At 61.8% G+C, this 17,509-nt stretch carries 15 protein-coding genes and 1 pseudogene; 4 read left to right on the top strand and 12 right to left on the bottom strand.

Translation table 11 applies throughout. The annotated features are described in order from the left end of the window. Positions 1–306: hypothetical protein (locus tag CEX87_RS24365; protein ID WP_233151506.1), on the top strand; the 306-nt coding region annotated here is incomplete at its 5' end. Positions 307–585: 279 nt separating this feature from the next. Here CEX87_RS24365 and CEX87_RS24370 read toward each other — a convergent pair. Together CEX87_RS24370 and CEX87_RS24375 are read right to left on the bottom strand one after the other, a co-directional pair. Continuing rightward, on the bottom strand, positions 586–1,032 hold the full coding sequence (locus CEX87_RS24370) for a hypothetical protein (RefSeq protein ID WP_066811895.1): 447 nt from the start codon (positions 1,030–1,032) through the stop codon (positions 586–588). Between the two features lie 280 nt (positions 1,033–1,312). Further along, entirely contained in the window at positions 1,313–1,564 is a 252-nt protein-coding gene (locus CEX87_RS24375; protein ID WP_064413413.1) for a helix-turn-helix domain-containing protein, read from the bottom strand. A gap of 103 nt (positions 1,565–1,667) precedes the next feature. On the opposite strand from CEX87_RS24375, the gene CEX87_RS24380 reads away from it, so the two are divergent. Then, entirely contained in the window at positions 1,668–3,347 is a 1,680-nt protein-coding gene (locus CEX87_RS24380) for a TniQ family protein (protein ID WP_083997770.1), read from the top strand. On the opposite strand, the gene CEX87_RS24385 is transcribed toward CEX87_RS24380, so the two are convergent. From CEX87_RS24385 to CEX87_RS24400, 4 genes are all read right to left on the bottom strand, one after another. Then, positions 3,256–4,443 carry a TniB family NTP-binding protein gene (locus CEX87_RS24385; RefSeq protein ID WP_066811898.1) on the bottom strand — a complete coding sequence of 396 codons (1,188 nt, stop codon included), beginning with the start codon at positions 4,441–4,443 and terminating at the stop codon, positions 3,256–3,258. The two genes, CEX87_RS24380 and CEX87_RS24385, sit on opposite strands and share 92 nt — an antisense overlap. A 3-nt stretch (positions 4,444–4,446) precedes the next feature. Then, positions 4,447–6,555, bottom strand: a complete 2,109-nt coding sequence (locus CEX87_RS24390) for a DDE-type integrase/transposase/recombinase (protein WP_066811926.1) — start codon at positions 6,553–6,555, stop codon at positions 4,447–4,449. A gap of 35 nt (positions 6,556–6,590) precedes the next feature. Beyond that, positions 6,591–7,352, bottom strand: a complete 762-nt coding sequence (locus CEX87_RS24395) for a TnsA-like heteromeric transposase endonuclease subunit (protein WP_083997764.1) — start codon at positions 7,350–7,352, stop codon at positions 6,591–6,593. A gap of 166 nt (positions 7,353–7,518) precedes the next feature. Beyond that, entirely contained in the window at positions 7,519–9,108 is a 1,590-nt protein-coding gene (locus CEX87_RS24400; RefSeq protein WP_083997765.1) for a TniQ family protein, read from the bottom strand. A 294-nt stretch (positions 9,109–9,402) separates the two neighbouring features. Between CEX87_RS24400 and CEX87_RS24405 the strand changes: the two genes are divergently transcribed. Then, positions 9,403–9,753: a helix-turn-helix domain-containing protein gene (locus CEX87_RS24405; RefSeq protein WP_066811902.1), complete on the top strand. Its 351-nt coding sequence runs from the start codon at positions 9,403–9,405 to the stop codon at positions 9,751–9,753. A gap of 723 nt (positions 9,754–10,476) precedes the next feature. Here CEX87_RS24405 and CEX87_RS28010 read toward each other — a convergent pair. The 6 genes from CEX87_RS28010 to rpsF form a co-directional block, all read right to left on the bottom strand. After that, positions 10,477–11,334, bottom strand: a complete 858-nt coding sequence (locus CEX87_RS28010; RefSeq protein WP_083997766.1) for a translation initiation factor IF-2 N-terminal domain-containing protein — start codon at positions 11,332–11,334, stop codon at positions 10,477–10,479. A 65-nt stretch (positions 11,335–11,399) separates the two neighbouring features. Then, complete coding sequence (locus CEX87_RS24415; protein ID WP_198957299.1) at positions 11,400–14,480, bottom strand: replicative DNA helicase; 3,081 nt, start codon at positions 14,478–14,480, stop codon at positions 11,400–11,402. Positions 14,481–14,962: 482 nt separating this feature from the next. Then, complete coding sequence (gene rplI / locus CEX87_RS24420; protein ID WP_064395137.1) at positions 14,963–15,421, bottom strand: 50S ribosomal protein L9; 459 nt, start codon at positions 15,419–15,421, stop codon at positions 14,963–14,965. Positions 15,422–15,434: 13 nt separating this feature from the next. Further along, on the bottom strand, positions 15,435–15,689 hold the full coding sequence (gene rpsR / locus CEX87_RS24425; protein ID WP_064395138.1) for a 30S ribosomal protein S18: 255 nt from the start codon (positions 15,687–15,689) through the stop codon (positions 15,435–15,437). Between the two features lie 41 nt (positions 15,690–15,730). Beyond that, positions 15,731–16,234 (bottom strand): single-stranded DNA-binding protein, encoded by a 504-nt coding sequence (locus CEX87_RS24430; protein ID WP_064346102.1) that lies wholly within the window; start codon positions 16,232–16,234, stop codon positions 15,731–15,733. 92 nt (positions 16,235–16,326) lie between these two features. Then, complete coding sequence (gene rpsF, locus CEX87_RS24435; RefSeq protein ID WP_064395157.1) at positions 16,327–16,617, bottom strand: 30S ribosomal protein S6; 291 nt, start codon at positions 16,615–16,617, stop codon at positions 16,327–16,329. 142 nt (positions 16,618–16,759) lie between these two features. Between rpsF and CEX87_RS24440 the strand changes: the two are divergent. After that, a pseudogene (locus CEX87_RS24440) lies at positions 16,760–17,498 on the top strand (adenylate/guanylate cyclase domain-containing protein). The last annotated feature ends 11 nt before the right edge of the window (positions 17,499–17,509 follow it).

A 17,509-nucleotide genomic window follows, 5' to 3' on the forward strand; every position in this document is an offset into this window, starting at 1 on the left:
CCCCCAATAACCGCCGATCCCGTCGGATCAAGATTGTCATCGGTCCGCTGGCGCGGCGACTACAATCGTGAAGTGCCCGACCCCGAGTTCGTTGAGACAGATGACCGCGGACGCATCACTCTGCCAGGCCGCCCGAATAGCCGGTTCCTGTTGCGCCACAACGCGGATGGCAGCATTATCCTTCAGCCTGCTCAGCCTGTTCCTGACGCCCAGTACGAGTACTGGTCCAATCCCGAACTACGAACACTGCTCACTGCTGCAGCGACATCACGCACCGTCCACCGAATGCGCGACCACCGCGACTGATCACTCCTCAGCGACGGGACTCACGAGGACGACGTTAATCCGCTTGGGCCGCCCGCTGCCACGGATCCTGCAGCTCGTCCGCGATTAGGTCTCGGTCCGCCGCCCACTCAGGATCCTCGGGTCCGTGGAAAAGGTCGGCCACCTCAGCCGATGATCGCCAGCGCAGGGTCCACCTCATCGTCCCTCTCCTGCCCACGCTCCTGTTGTTGCTCGAAGATCCAGTCGCTCTAGTGTGACTCCGGCATCGCCGGATCGAGCGCCGATAACCGCTTCGTTCCATCATGTAGATGTGGCCTCAACTAGACGGTCGTCCTCCGTCACACGCAGCAGAGGCTGGTCGAACGCGTGTCTAATCAGTTGCACGGTGTCAATGAGGTCCTGGTAACGCTCCCAGCGAAGAAGGTCGCGGGAGCCGTCGACCCACCCCAGCTTGTCGCCGGCGTAATACACCTCCGCGATGAAGTACTCGGATCCGTCGGCGGACTGCACCACGCGGTAATTCCAGTGACCGACACTTGCGCTATCCGAATCAGTGTACGAAATATTCTGCGCTGCATCGCTTTTACTCCTTGATGCCAGCCCGTCGAGGTAATCCTGGACGGCCTGTGAGCGCGTGTGGCCATCGGGCAATTCCCGTCCTTCGAGCCGCGCAGAGGCCCTGGTGTTTCGGGCGATCATGTCCTTGATCGCGCTATCGGAGACAGTCACGCGCTTGGTCCGGCGCATCTACTTGGCGCCAACCGCTAGCGCACCGTGTGGACGAGGTGCAGCCCGCGCAATCAGGGTTCCGGGCTTGCTCCCGGGGATGGCCCGAGTTGTCCGCCGTGATGCCCGAAGGTTGTCGTTCGTCGGGCAACCGCAAGGATAAGCAGGTGGCCCGCTTAGCCATCTCGGAGCCGCTGCGGCGCATCTTTGCCCTGGTCTGGCCGCCATACTCACAAGTTTAGTGTACTACTAGTAGGGCTTCATCTGAGCCGGTTCTGTGGCGTCCAAGGCGTCCCTGCAATCACGGCAGTAGTTCCGCCGGCGCAACCTCCAAGGCCTCCGCGATATCGAGGAGCCGCTCGAATAGGAGGCCGCGCCGTCCATGTTCGACGTCGATGAGCACGTTTCGGGTCACGCCAGATCGCAGCGCGAGCGACTCCTGAGTCATTTCCCGCGATAGCCGGACGTCGCGAATTCTCGTGCCTACCTCCAACCGCCAGGCCTCCCACTTGGCAACCCGTTCCGGGTTGTTTTGACTAGGGCGAGTCGGCACCCATCAAGTAGTCAGCGGACGCCCATCATTGTCTGCCCTACTAGTAGTACATTGAGCGTTGCGCCGCACCTCACACACAGTGCTCGACCGAGGTCACGGGATCATGCCGACAGAACTGAGCTTGCTGCCAACCAGGGTGTCTCTGGGCGAAGACGAAGCACTCGATAGCTTTCTCGAGCGGCTCACCCAAGCCAACGATCTCGAGCCTCAGCACATCCTGGCCGCGCTCCGCCGCGGCGAAGACGCACCCCAAACGACGCTTGCTTTCTTCATGACGGCACCCACCGACACCGTGCTCGCGCGAATCGAAAAGCTCAGCGGAATCCCTGTCGAGCAACTTCGAAACGCCACTCTCATGCGCTTTGACGCAGGACGACCCCTGCACCTCGATGCCCTCGATCCGCTAGACCGGCACAGCTATCGCAAGGTCGTGGTTCAGGGATGGTTTCCTCCCTTCGGCACACAACTCTGTCCCTTATGCGTTGCGCAGCAGGGAATCTGGCGTGTTGATTGGCGGTTGCCGATCGTCGCCGCATGCATCCATCACGGCACATACCTGACCACCGAATGTGGCGGCTGCAGCCAACGGTTTCGCAGCCACCGGTACTGGCCATTGCGCCCAGTGCTCGGACCAGCGCAACCATGCGGCAACCCTGTCGCCCTGCGGCGGCCCTGTCTCCGCTCGGTACTCACAAACACTGCGGGGCCGGCAGACTCCCGTGCGCTCGATTGCGCTGAGTCCGTCCATCGAGCGCTGAACGGGCAGACGTTGAGCATGTTCGGCGAACCTGCCGACCCTCGTGCTTTTCTTGCCGAACTGCGCAACCTTGCAACACTTCTGCTTCATCTGGGGGCCAGGACGTCGGCCCAGACTGCCGTATCGTGGGCGAGCGACCTGCGCGAAGAGGCGCGGGTTCGGTCCAATCTGGTTCGTGGAGCTCGTTGGGGCTTCAGTCCCCCGCACAGCGCCAGGGTTCGCGGAGCCGTCCTCGGATGCGCCCACGAAATTCTTATGCAACGGAACTTTGAGTCTGGTGGTGCCCGGTTGCGTGAGTGGATTCGCTTCATCGAAGACGAGAAGAACGGTCCCGCCGCCTGGCTCACTAATCGCACCAAGAGAACGCCAACGATGCAGCGACTGATCGCCGCAGCCGTATCCGAACGCCGCGATGTGGGTCGTCGAATCGATCGCGGTCGCCGCTGCCGGCAAATAGAACCATCGGCGATACCCCAAATGATCGATACCGGCATTTATCGTCAACTGTTCGCCGGCATGCTCGGCGGCTACGAACACACCGGTCGGCTTTATGTGTCGCTATGCATGGTGAGAGCGATTGTCTCAGTGAAGAGCTGGGCCGACGCGGCCGTCCGAATCGGGTTGCCGCCTGACGTTGGCTCGCGCACCTCACGCGCCGCGCGTGCGCGGATGCGTACAACGCCGGAGGATCTTCAGCGCCAAGTCAACGTGGCGCTGAACAACATTCCTACGAGCAGAGACTTCCGCGCGCTCGAAGTGCAGGTCCTTGCTCTGGCGGGCGATCCTGAACACTGGTACCCCGCTTGGCGCCTGTCGACCACTCCCGCGCGGCGGTCTGACCTGTTGGTCTACGCCGTCACATGGATGTGGTGCGAGGTGGCACAAGGCTGTCTCGACAACAGTCCGGCATGGGCTGTGCCGCCCTGCCATCGCATCAAGGCCGGCTATCGCGCCTTTCGTGACCGACTGCCGGCCGCAGCCCGGGACTCGCTGCGCCGACTCGTTCTTCCGGGCCCAACGCGTTGAGATCAGACACGCGTGCGCGCTTCTGGCGGCGCCGCCGGGTCTGCGTCGATGACTCAGTGCGGCGGCGCTCCGCCTCCGCTGCAGTCTCATGAATTGCACGCTTGCTCAGGGTGATCGCTTTGAGGTGATCCACGCTGATCCGGTATGAGCCATCCGCAATGGCCGCAACGGTGGCTCGACTGACTAGCTTTCGTAAGTCGCCAACGTAGCCCTGCGTGCGAAACCAAAGTTCGCCGGCCAGCTTCAGGAAGAGCATCCCCGGCCGACCCGCTGGCAGGTGTGGCAGAACCAACCTCTCTAGGTCACGTACGACGCGTTGCCATTCGGCTTGTTCTTCCTCGGTATCCACGCCGTAGGGTGCGACGGACAACTCCGTTAATCGACATGCGATCTGCGGGTCGTTCACCAGGTCGCCGTTTGCAAGGTTGGCTCCGACCAGAACGAGGGTCGCGCTCGAGACCTGACCAAGTTTGGTGTTGATGCTCTTGATGTGATCGAGAACATCGCGCCCACTCTTGGAGTCGGTCTTCAAAAGGTGCGCGTCGTCCATGACGATGATCTGGGTGCGGTGCAGGCGCAGTCCGTGCATCGCTCGATGAGTCAGATCGCGTGTGAGGCCGGTGCTCGCGAGGTTGAAACCATTGAGCAACTCAGTGGTCACGTCGTTGACCTTGGCGGCCGAACCCAAGTCGATCCAAATCACGGGACATAGGTCGGCCTCTACGCCATCCGATGGATAGTGAACGGGGCGCCCGCGACGGTCATGCGGCGCATCTTGGGTCCATTCCAGATATCGTCTCTGCGCCCACCGCAGCATGAACGTGCTCTTACCGACGTAGTTGGGCCCGGTCAACACGACGATCTGTTTGGCGCCCGGACCTTCCAACATGTTGTCCCGGACGGTCCGGTCTAGAGCGTGCTCGATTTCGGTGAACGCTGCTGTCGGGAGGTAGAGCCGGGCGAGCCACGCCTCGAGTTGCTCGATATACCCATGTCGCGCCTGGTCTGACATGGCGTTCAGTTGCTTGGACGATCGGCTGGAAGGCGCGTGCGGTAGCTCTTGGATGCTGTTGTCGTGCCACTCCTGCGAGTCCATTGCCTACTCGGTTTCCAGCAAGTTGTCCCACGCTCGCCTGATCGACGAAGTCGGCAACGTCCGCGGTGCGATGCTGCGCACGGGATGGGCGTGTTCCTGGGCAGCTTCTGCCTCGGCGTGATCTATACGCGACTGTTCGACCCTTTGTGCCGCGGCAGCTGTCTTGCGGCGATCCGCTTTCGATCTCGTCGACGTGAGTTCGCCGAGTTCGTTGATGATCAGTTGGGTTGTCAGTCCACGCTTGAGCACATGGTTGCCGCCGCGGCGTCTGATCTTCCGACAGAGCTCGTCGAGGATGACGTCAGTCATTGGTGCATCGACTTTACTACGGCCGACCCATTCGATTGGCTCGATCCTGTCGGTGGATTCGTCATGAAACCATATGCGGGAGAGATCGTTTGGATCGTAGAAGAACGGTGCGGCCCGGTCCTTCTCGCGGAATCGGCCCACCTCGACGTAGCGCAACGGCTCGAAGACAAGCGGGTTTTCGTATCGGAGGTTGGAGAATTCCACTCCCGCTGGTCCGATGGTGCCCCACTTGATAGGTAGGAATTGGTAGATCAGGCCGTGGCGCTGGGGCACATCGATACGACCAGTGGCTTCGACCATGACGTCCCATAAGTCGAGTGGACACATCTTGGCGGCCTCGGCGCCCGGTTGGATGAGACCGTCGTGTCCGTGTCTGTGGTAATCGAGCGCAATGAACTTTCGCAGGTGTAGTTGCAGTTCGCGCGCCGTCAACAGCGGCTCATCGGCGACGAGCCGACCCCGCTCAGACACGTTCCGACCCTTGTAGCCCGGAATCTGCTGCAAGCCACGTTGGATCGTCTCATGCCACCGCTCGACCTGCGGGTTGTCGGTGGGGTTGCCCGGACGGCTGAGCAAGAGGTCGATCTGAAGGTCGCGCAATAGTGCACGGAAGTGCACGCTGGTGAAGATCGCGGCGTTGTCGCAATGGATTGCATCCGGCATCACAGATGGGATGGGGTGCTGGCCCTGCAACGTGTCGAAGTTGACCTCTAGGTCTTGCCGCCACACCTTGCCCACCGCATCCGAAAGATCGACAGTTTCGGGCAGGCCGACCCATCTCCAATCGCTGACGGTCGTGCCTGCGACGAGCATTGAGAAGGGCCTGCAGACGTCGTAGAGGAGCAGTCCGGCTTCGAAGCCGTTCGCGCTCATGGGAACCACCCGCAGCGCTAGGACTACGCGCGTGGCGACGTCGATAGCGGTGATGATCTCGACGCTGAGCGGCCTGCCGTTGAAGGTGTCGTATACGAGATTGTCGGCTCGCGTGACATCGATGGCCACGACTTGGCCTGGTCTTACTCCTGGGTATTGTGCTGAGCCTGAGGCTGTTTGCAGTTTCTTGGTGCGCTGCGACCGGGTGGTCTCACCTCTTTGGTGCTTCAGGTTCGAGAGAAACTTCTGCGTCGTGCGTTGCGGCGCATGGTAATCGTCGATGCCTTCGTTACGGAGCCTGACCAGCACTCGTCTGTGCATTTCTTGGATCGCCAGACTCGATCTATCACCGTCCAGAGTCGCGAACTCTTCCTCAGCGATCGCGCGGTAGCGCGGATCGATGACCTCCCACGACAGGCTCTTGCGGATGTGCCGCCCGTCAATGAGCCCGAGCAGTCCCTGCTGCCTCCAGCTTCGCACCCAGTTTCTGATGGTGCTCTCGTTCGTCCCGAGCGACGTCAGCTCGCCATCTCGCAACCGGCGCTGGGCCTTACGGTCATTTCGACCTTCCTGAATGAGAACCGACACCATCGCTACGGCCCGCTTCGACTCGGATACGCCAAACCCTGGCCCGAATGGAGGGTATGGTTCGCCGGGTCGTTTGAATTCGGGATGACCATCGCGGTATCCAGTCACGATCTCGAGAACAATCTCGAGTTTGTTGAGCGCGCGTTCGCGGGCTTTGTCGTCGAGGCTGTCCCAGAGTGGTCGGAGAGACCGAGCGACGGCAACCGGCCGACCATCGACGATGTTCTGCACAAGCGGAAGATCGTCCCAGTCCCTATGTCGGATGTTGTTGAGGCAGTCGCGAAGATCGACACCCGTACGGTCGAATCGAACGACGAGTTCCGCACCCGTCTCCGTGAGCACGCGCGCTCCCTCGTAGAGGAATGTCCGGCCGGCGTTCATCGCGATACTTCGACAGATAGGCGCACAGACGTGTCCAATCCCCACTGGCACGTCGTGTCGATACTCAAGATGCCCTTCCAAACCAGGTGCCAAACAGACGATTTCAGTTCACCGGAGCCGTCATCCGCGTCAAACAGTGCTCCGAGAGTTACTTCGTGACCGGAGACGAGGTGAACAATGTGGCGTTCATGAAATTGCAACCATGATGGCTCTCTTCTAAACCCGTTCAGCCACATGAGATTCAGTCGCTCAGCTTGAGCCATTTCGCCGAACACCTCGTAGCGCCATCCCACAGCGGCGCACGCATGTTCTGTGATGCGGCTCTGGGCCTTGAAGTCGTCGTCCTGCTTTTCGGGTGCGCGGACGTCCCAGGTCGTCACATCCCCTTTCACGTCAACGGTCAAGAGATCGGGAGTGTGACGTCCAGGCAAGTCTTTCCAAGCCAGACGAAACGGCTGCGCGACTATCCGGGCGACACGCGGATCTCTGTCGAGTCGCCGGAATAGGTCATGCTCCAATCCGGATTCAAGAGACACGTTCGCGCCGTTGGTCATGGAGTACGCCGTCACGGGTACATGGCGGCTGAAGGTGGACGAGACTGGCCTTCGCACAGGCTCGAGACTGTGCAACGGCGGCGAGCTACTCCGCTGCCACATCCATACAATTTCGCTGCCCTGCATCATAAACGTCCACGTCAGCCCTGGCGCGCGCATTGCCAAGGCGCCAAGCAGATCGTCTTCATCGTGACTCGAAGGCATTAGTCGAACCTTTTCGTCGGTTCCCGCGCACCGAGAAGAACAAGTCCCCGCGCGAGACCAGCGCGAACTATCTTACGTGGTCAAGACGACGGTGGATAGCACAAGTTGATTCTGCGAGGGTGTTGAAATGCGCTCTAGCCCAACCGATCTTCTAGTTTACGGGTAGCTATGTTAGGTCCGCGACACCAATTATTTTGAGCGGCGGATGCCACTCTACAGGCTCGTCGATCCCGAGGCGACGTAGATGCACCAGCGCCTGGTCTGGTTGCTGGGGCGCCGTCCGCGGCAGCGTTTCGTCGGCGGATTCGCCCCTGATCCTGAGCCAGTCCTGCCACTCGAGCCGAGCCGAGTAGACCAACTTCCTCCGACGCGCGTAGTCGATTTCTGAACCCTGAGTTACGAGATAGTCGCTCAGACTGATTAGCGTTCTGCATATAGAGTTCCAGCGCGGCAACGAATAGAGGAGCTCGAGTTGTTCATTCACGGTGCGGTGGGACGGGCGCGCAGACAACAGTTTCTCTGCACCACCGATCGTGATATTGCTGCCGACGATGAGCGTGGCGATCGATAGCGCGCGCCTCATATCCGCATCTACTGACGTATCCGCGAGCAGCTTCTCGCACCATGTTGGCCACATCAATGCGGGTAGTGTCGCCGCGAAGCTCCAGTCATCGAGATAACTGCGCCGTGGGGCTTCGGGCGCTGGAGTTGCCGCGCGGTAGCGGAGTTCGCCCTGCGCTCCAAGATGTTGCCTACTCGCCTTAATCGTGATCGCCGCAGCTAGCGCATCGTCGGTGCGACACCAGAGCAACTCGGTCTGGCGGGCTTTGGCGTCTTGGCTGTCTACCAGCCACCGAAGCCGGCTCGCTGATTCCTCAATGGTTTCGGCGCCTAAGACCTTGACAGCAACGGTTATCCCCACGGCGGCCTCAACGGTCCGCATCGATGGGTAGGAATTCACCGCACTTCGTCCACGGCTCGGATTCGGTTCCGCGGAAAGTTCATCGAATGTGAATCCGCCTCCCAGTCTTGCTGCGGTCGCCAAGCCGTGGCGTGCCGCGAAGTTGATCGTTCGATTGGCCAGACTCCGGACCGCTTCCAGTGACTCACGACGCGATCGCGCCTGCCGCGCAAGCACTCCGCCGCTCGGGCGGGCTCCGCTGAGAAGCTTACCGATGAAGCGTTGCGCAACAACGACGTCGTGCTCGCTCCCAACCGCAGGGGTGGGCACCGACGTGAGATCGCAGCCGCACCGACATTGGGTCGGCATCGGAATGCTTGTGTAGTTCTGCCGACGCCGCTGATCCTCTCCACAACGCGGACATTGAGCAGCCAGCAACCGGCCGTGGGTTGTGCATGCGAATGACCAGCCCAACCGCCACACGAGCCGCCATCTGCCGCTCGACTCGTGTAGGCACTCGGGACAGAACCTCGACCCCGGTAACACGCCGAACGGGAATGTGCGGTCGGGTTCGTGTGAATCGGTGAGGACGGGTAGACCTTTGACGGCATAGTCGTCGAGTGTCATCGTTGCGATGTCTTCGGCCGGGGTGCCCGTTAACGCTTGAAGAGAGTTCAACTGGTACTGCGGCAGCCACCAAATCCATTGCGGCTTCGCGGCTATCGATAGATGCAATTGGCGAGATACATCGCCGAGCGTAACTCCCATGACAGCCGCCGTCGCATCCAACCATGAATCGATGCACTCCCCTGACGCAGGCTTGACCCGCACAGGCAAGAGAGCGGCGGTCACCATTAGCCGGATCCCCGTCTTGTGGCTCGATCCGGAAGGAGCCAGTCTGCTCGTGGCCGACTGCGCATACTTCAGGAAGTCACGCGAACAGCCGCATGTCCACCCTACTAGTGGTGCCACGATCGCGCCGGTCTCAGGTAGGAACTATGGCGTCGCCGACTCGAGTGCGGCGAGGGCATTATCGCTATACGTTGACCCCGGTACGTTTACATCCACGAGCTGGCTGAGTTCGGACTGATCGAAGTAACCGACCCGATGCAAGATCCACATGGCTTCACGAAATTGAGGAGGACCACGATGAGTGAAGGCAAGACATTCCGTCGGATGAACAACAGGATCGACGAGCTGGTCACCGATCCCCTCATCGCGGATGACGTGCGCAGCTACGCGGCTGAACGCGAGAACGCAAACCGGGTCTACGCCGAAGGTCTGGCCGACATCCGCCGAGCAGGAAACCTGACGCAACAACAGATCGCGGCCGCACTGAGCACTGACCAAGGCACAGTCTCACGCATCGAGCGTCGCCACGACCTTCTCCTATCGACGCTGCGCGACTATCTCAAAGCCGCAGGCATCGAGCATTCACGAATCGTCGTAGAACGCGACGGAGTCGAAATCAGCGTCGACCTCGACACTTTCGCCCAGTAGTAAGAGACCACGACCTGCTTCAAATTGGCCAGCCTAGAGGTCGTCGACGATCAACGAGCGCGACATCAGCCACAAGGTGTCGGGATTGCCGTCGACGAGGTGCGCTCCTCGTCCGTGTTGGCGGCCTGGGCGGCCTCTCGTATGGCCAAACGCCGCAAAGCCGCTCGTTCGTTCTGGTCGGCCCTCGCAGTCGGACCCCGAAGCACGCGCCCATCTTCGAGCACGATCCAGCCTGAGACCACCAACCATGGCAGGCTCTTGAGTACATCGGCCTCGCCGCGAAAGATTCTCTGCACCCGAGCGTTTCGGAGAAAGTCTGCAAACTCTTTGATAGTCGGATTGTGTCTGTGCTTGTACCTGAACCTCGCGGCCGCATCAGCAACACGACGGCCCATGTCTCGCGGCTGTCTAACTCGCAACTTTTGTCCGGGTGATGCCAGGTAGGTTGGCCCAACGCGTAGCGACCGCGGCTCGTCGGAGTAGGCCAGCCAGCCGCGGCCGGCGGCTCGCGCCATTAGAGCCTCCATCCGCGGGTGTAAGCCGGGAAGTCTCTCTTGTTCAAGGAAACTCAACACGTCCGGTGAGTCGAAGACTTCCCTCCAGGAGGGGGCCGCAGCGCCCGCGCACCACCGAAGGTAGACTAGATCACCAACAACTCGACCGAATCGATCGACATACTCGAGGCTTGGCGCAGGCGAGCAATCACGCAGTGTCTCAACCATTTCAACCTCGCAATCGAGTCCCGTGTGCCCTACTAGTAGTACTAGACGATACCGCACGGGGGCCGGAATCTGCAGTATTTACACGCTTCTGAAGACCGAAAGTTGCTGGCGTACAGTCAAAAACGCTTAGACAGCCTGTTGTTTGGCGCGCCACTCGCGGACTAGCGCGGTAGCCTCCGATCGACGCGACTTTTCTGCCACGGAAGCGCTCGTAGATGGTCCCGAGGCGCGGATCGATACGTCCGCCATGTCCGATACAAAGGGCCGCCTCGTCCGGACTAATGCCACAACTTGCTAGTTCGGCAGCAATGTCTGGACGCTGGCCATCACTGAGCCGAATCCACCTGATTGTTAGAGATTCATCGTCCCCAAGTCCGCTCAATTGTGCCTCAGCCCACTGCATGCTGAGCCTTGCGGCCTTCTTCAGCTCCCACGCGAAGTATCCGTTCGCCGGAGCAGCAAGATGCGTTGGTCGATGGGGGACGATGACTTCATCGAGCAGCGCTTGCAGGATCGGTGGATGCCATCGCGCAACCTTGTTCTGGCCCTTGGTCTTCGACTGAGCTCGGGCCCTCGCAAGTTCATCGGCAAAACTTGTGCCGTCTTCGCCAGTCGCGGGCTCCGCCGAGTGGCCGTACATCTCCTGGCTGAGCTTCGTGTCTGGGTCCTGCCCTGTACTGACGGTCCCAAACTCCCGTCGAAGGGAGCGGACGACCGGCGCCTCTAACTGGCTAGCCGTCGACTTCACGAACTCGCCGCGACGATTCAACTCGGCGAGCAACTGCCGAGAAGTCCAGCCCAGTTCACGGGCCAGTTCGTGCACTCGGAGCTTTCGCCGAGGCGGCGGATTTAATTTCACCGGCTAACCAACTTGTTAAACAACTAGGGGTCGTTTGTTAATTTCCGTTGCATCTCGACAAGTCGTTACTGCTTCGCCATGTTGGCGAAGCGGCTCAAATGCAGTTGGTGCGCAACGGTAATCGTCTTCGTCGGGCCGTTGCGGTGCTTGCCTAGAATGAGGTCCGCCTCGCCGCCGCGCGGGTCGTCTCGCTCGAAGGCATCGGGTCGATGCAACAGAATTACCATGTCGGCATCCTGTTCTAGTGAGTTGTGCAGAATTATGCAGTTTGCTGAGAAATTATGCGTCTCTTCCACTGTCCCGTCGTAGACATCGTGCTCACCGATGCTCGTGATCTCGACAATCTCGTCCCAGAACACGTCGTTGGTCGCCAGATCGTGAATCTCACGATCCTCGAGTAATGCTGCGGCGCGGTGCAATCGGGACCTGCTCGGTGCGTGCTTCCACATCGTCGATCCGCAGAACTTCGTACCCATTGCAGCAGCGAACTGCCGGTGCGTCATCTGGTTTGCGCCGAGCGCTGCGCGCACGTTCGTCCACACTTCCTTCGGGACCGTATCGAGATTCGTGTTGCGCACCTTGCTTTCCAACATGCCGATCACTTCTCGCACGGCGACTGCCTTCTCGCCGTTGACCCCGACATGACGCAGGAACCGCAGTTGGTTCTCGGCGCCGTAAACGTACAGGTGCCACCCATCGCGATAGCCGGCTTTGCGCACACGCTTGATTCGACCGAACACTCCCAGCCGCGCCAACAGGATGGACACGTCATCGATCAACTGTCGGCTGGTCGACGCGTAGTAGATACGTCCTTGGCCGAACTTCGCATCCCACGACACGGAGCCATCCGTCGCCCATAGATGCCGCAGGAACAAAGCGATCTGATCATTGGGTAGCGCGAAAACCTCTGCCGGCACGAACTTGTTGTAACTCCGCTTGCCGAACAGCCCCAGTTTGTCGAGCCACGCCGCGATCGGGTTTCGCTTCCCGCGCGCCAACCGGTACGGCGCCGGCAGCCGTAGTGTCGTCACACGAGCGGCTGGACAGTCGTCACGAATCGCGGTAACTCCGAAGTGTGTGGCCGCCTCAGCAACGGCGTGAAGGTTCCACTCGTCAATGCTCGCGTATCGGATTGGTTGATTCTTCACGCACGACCCGTCACCAATCATGTGCGCCAGCAGGATGATCTCGGCTTCGTCCATCCGCTGCGTGTTCACCGGTTCGGGTACCCGCCGGGGGACTGCAACCCGCGCGCCAACAGCCAATTCGCCCAACGGCATCCACCCGTCGAGCGTCATGAACGGGTGATTGGCTGTCGCCTCGACCTCACGGCCCGACGCCAACCGCACCTTGAACACTTCCTTGTGCCCGCTGTAGAACACGTTCGTCATCGGCCGCGCCACCATGCGCTTGCGCTCATCCATCGACCACACCAGCGGCCGCTGCCCCGTGCGCATCAGCTCACCGAACGTCACCTCAGCACCGTTGTCCGCCCGCAGGATTCGCGTATTCGCCGTCAGACAGCCCGATTCGCGCAGGTCCGACACCATCGGCTTCTTGTCGGTGCGCTGCTCGGGCCCGCGGTTCAGCTGGCTGATCGCGACCACCGGCACGTCGAGTTCCTTGGCCATCAGCTTGAGGCTTCGCGAGAAGTCCGAGACTTCCTGCTGCCGCGACTCGTACTTCTTGCCCGATGTCATCAGCTGCATGTAGTCCACGACGATCAATCGCAACCCGGCCTTCTGGCTCAGCCGGCGTGCCTTGGCGCGAATCTCCATCATCGTCAGGTTCGGCGAGTCGTCGATAAACAAAGGCGCTTCGCTGATTTCGCTCATTCGCCGCGCCAGCCGCGTCCAGTCGTCGTCGCTCATCCGGCCCGAGCGCATATCGGCCAGCTTGATCTTTGCCTCGGCCGACAACAGCCGCATCACGATCTCGGACTTGCTCATCTCCAGCGAGAAGATGACGCTCGGCATCTGGTGCTTGATCGAGCACGAGCGCATGAAATCCAAACCGAGCGTGGAGTTGTGCGTCGGGATCATCTCCCGTCCCGCGAGATACAGATGATCGGAGTTGCCGACCTCCACGCACCGCACCGGCACGCTCTCGACCCGCCGCACGGCGTCTATGCCCCACGCCGATGGACGCCGGCCACCCACCGCAGCCAACGCCGGAGCCCTGGCCGCACTGATGACGTCAGCCCCCGGACGCAACGCCGTGGTGATCTGCACACCGCGGTCCGTCGGCCACTGATGAAACGCATCCGCGACCAGCGTGGTGCCGTCGGCGAATTCCACCGCGTAGCAAGGACGCCCGAGCATCACCTCGGTCGCGGCAACCACTCGCGTCGGCTCGCCGTCCGCGCCGAGCAAGTAATCACCGACGGCGACGTCGCCCATCGTCGTCCAGCCCGACGGCGTCGGCAGCGGCGTATCGAGCGCCAGCGCCTTCCCGACGCCCGGCCTGGCCGCGATGATGATCATCTGACCCGGGTGCAGGCCGTTGGTCACCTCGTCGAGCTCGACGAAGCCCGTCGGCACACCGCGCGCGATGCCGCCCTGCGATGCGATCGCGTCGATCTCGTCCATCGTCGGCTGCAGCAGTTCTTCGAGCGGAACGAAGTCTTCGGCAGTGCGCCGCTCGGTGACGTCGTAGATCTCCGACTGCGCCCGGTCCACGATCTCGTTGACGTCGGCACCCTCGGCGCCCGCGTACCCGTACTGCACCACCCGCGTGCCCGCCTCGACCAGACGCCGCAGCAGCGCCTTCTCCGCGACGATGCCCGCATAGAAGCCGGCATTCGCGGCCGTCGGCACCGTCGAGATCAGCGTGTGCAGATAAGGCGCACCGCCGATGCGGCGTAGCAGCCCGCGCCGATCCAGCTCGGCGGCCACCGTCACCGCGTCGGCCGGCTCACCGCGGCCATAGAGGTCGAGGATCGCGTCATAGACGTTCTGGTGTGCAGGACGGTAGAAGTCACCCGGACGCAGCTTCTCGAGCACGTCGGCGATGGCGTCCTTGCTCAGGAGCATCCCGCCCAGCACTGCCTGCTCGGCTGCCTGGTCCTGAGGGGGTTGGCGCCCGAAGTCCTCGCTCGGTGGCGGGGTATCCATCCCGTGATGACCAAGGTCGTCCACGACGGCCACGAAGCGCGTCACCCCCTTTATTCACTATCGAACATAAGTTCGATACCCGCTAATCGCGACTATAAGCCAGACATCCGACAAACCGCTTTCGCGGCTCCGGTTCCGCCCCGCCGACGGCTTACGCTAGACGTTGCTGGCGGGGGCGCAACCCGGCCCTGTTCATAGACCTGTGGATGGGGTGTGGATAGGTCTGGACAACCATGTTGAGTCGTTGGGGAGAACCTGTTAATCAACCACTTCGCTCACTGCATCTGCGCAGATAGCCGCACCATAAGCCGAGTGCGATCTTGTGGATGGGAAATGCCTCGGCGTGTCGTGCCAGGTTGCCACTTCGGGCGTGTTGTGTTGCCGCCAGGGACCATCCAGGTTAACGGCCGGTTATCTTCGCTACGGCTATCCGTCGCGCGAAGTTCGCCAGCGCACACAGCAACGGCCGGGTGAAGATCGATCTCGTCTTCACCCGGCCGTATCTGACGCTGTGGTTACTGCCCGGCGATAACTTCCAGCGAAACCGTCGCGGCGATCTCCGGATGGAGCCGAACCGCGATCGGATGCGTGCCGGTCGTCTTGATGTGCGCCTTGGGCAACTGCACGGTGCGCTTGTCCAGATTGGGGCCGCCGGCGTTCTTGATCGCGGCGACCACGTCGGCCGTCGTCACCGAGCCGAACAGCTTGCCACTGTCGGGTGCCGCCTTCACCTGCAGCTGCACCGGACCGAGGTTCTCGATCGCGGCCTTCAGCTCGACGGCGTGCTCCCGGCCCTGAATGGCCTTCTGCTCGCGGGCCCGACGAATCTCTTCGGCCTGGCGCTCGGCGCCACGCGACGCCACGACCGCGAGCCGGCGGGGCACCAGATAGTTACGGCCGTAGCCGTCCTTGACCTCGACGATGTCGCCCTGGACGCCGAGATGTTCGACGTCGGCGGTGAGAATCAGCTTCATCTTCTTGTCCTGCCTATCGCGTCGACGAGGTGAACGGCAGCAGCGCAACCTCGCGCGCGTTCTTTACGGCGATCGCGATGTCACGCTGGTGCTGAACGCAGTTGCCGGTGACGCGGCGGGCGCGGATCTTCCCGCGCTCGCTGATGTACGTGCGCAGCAGCGCGGTGTCCTTGTAATCGATGTCCTGCCCTTTCTTGGAGCAGAACACGCACTTGCGGGTCTTGACCGGCTTCTCGGGAGCCGGCCGACGCTTGGTGGCCTTGGCCATGTGTCTATCTCTTTCTTGCTTCTTCGTTGATCAGTTGTGGATCAGAAGGGTGGCTCGTCGTCGGCTCCGGAGAACGAGCCCGACGCCGGGGCGCTGCCCCACGGGTCGTCCTTCGGCTGCTCGGCTGGGCGCGAACCTCCGCCGCCTCCGCCGCCGAAGCCGCCGCCACCGCCGCCACTGCGGCTGGCTTTGTTCACCTTGGCGGTCGCGTACCGCAGCGACGGGCCGATCTCGTCGACCTCGAGCTCGACAACGGTGCGCTTCTCACCCTCGCGGGTCTCGAACGAACGCTGCTTGAGCCGGCCCTGCACGATCACCCGCGAACCGCGAGTGAGGCTTTCGGCCACGTTCTCGGCGGCCTCACGCCAGATGTTGCAGCGCAGGAACAGCGCCTCGCCGTCCTTCCACTCCCCGCTCTGGCGGTCGTAGATGCGCGGTGTCGACGCCACGGTGAAGTTGGCGACGGCCGCACCCGACGGCGTGAAGCGCAGTTCGGGATCGGCGGTCAGGTTTCCGACGACGGTGATGATGGTGTCACCAGCCACGATGTCCTCCTGGGATTGGCGGTGTAAGTCTGGGGAGCGGTCGCAGGCGAGCCTACGGAAGCGCTCCGACGCTTACAGCCCGTTCTTCGGGACTAGTGCTTGTCCGTCCGCATGACCTTGGTCCGCAGCACGGACTCGTTCAGGTTGAGCTGACGGTCCAGCTCGGTCACGGTGGCGGGTTCTGCCTTCACATCGATGACGGCGTAGATGCCCTCGGCATGCTTGGCGATCTCGTATGCCAACCGGCGCCGTCCCCAGATATCGACCTTGTCGACACTGCCGCCGTCCTTGCGGATGACGTTGAGGAACGTTTCCAGCGACGGAGCTACGGTGCGCTCGTCAAGGGTGGGGTCGAGGATGACCATGATTTCGTATGGACGCATGAAGACCTCATCACCTCCTACGGTCTGATCGGCCGCGGACTATCCGCGGCAGGAGGGTCGCCTGCGTCGGCAACCGGCCCAGGCTACAGGAAACCGCGCTGATCTGCGAAATCGTCCTGTTCGGCGGCTCTACACTTCGGCCATGTTCTCCGAGACGCGGTACGCGTTGAACGGGGACCTGCGCGTCGCCTACCGGGCGTCGCCGCCTGGCGAGCGCGACATTGTCTTCGTGCCCACCTGGTTCACCAATTGTGAGGTCATACCGGACCTGCCGTCGCTACAAGGTGGGCTGGAGGCGATGACCTCACTCGGACGTCTGATCCTCATCGACCAGCCGGGGACCGGCGCTTCGGATGATGCGCTACCCACCCTGGAGCAATGGGGCGACACCATCAAGGTGGTACTCGATGATCTAGGCAGTCGCGAAGCAATTCTCCTCGCTGTCGGCGGCGCGTTCGCGCCGGCTGCCCTTTTCACGGCGGCCCACCCGGACCGGGCCACCGCGCTCGTCGTGCTCGAGGGGTTCGCGGATCCGGTCGATGTGAGCGCGGACGGGCGGCGACGGCTTCCCTGCCATGTTCGACGGCCCGCAGCGAGCGATCCGCTGCACCATGGCAATTCGCGACGCCGTCCAAGCCCTCGGCATCCAGATCCGTGCCGGTCTGCACACCGGCGAATGTGAGATCCGCGGTGACGACATCGGCGGCATCGCCGTGCATATCGGCGCGCGGGTCAGCGCCCTCGCGGGTCCGAATGAAGTGCTGGTGTCGAGCACATTGCACGACCTGGTCATCGGCTCCGGACTGCAGTTCGAAGACCACGGCGCCCACGAACTCAAAGGAGTACCCGGCGACTGGCGCCTGTTCGCCGTCGCCTCATAGCGATTTGTGTG

The sequence above is a fragment of the Mycobacterium lehmannii genome, assembly GCF_002245535.1.
Lineage (GTDB): Bacteria > Actinomycetota > Actinomycetes > Mycobacteriales > Mycobacteriaceae > Mycobacterium > Mycobacterium lehmannii.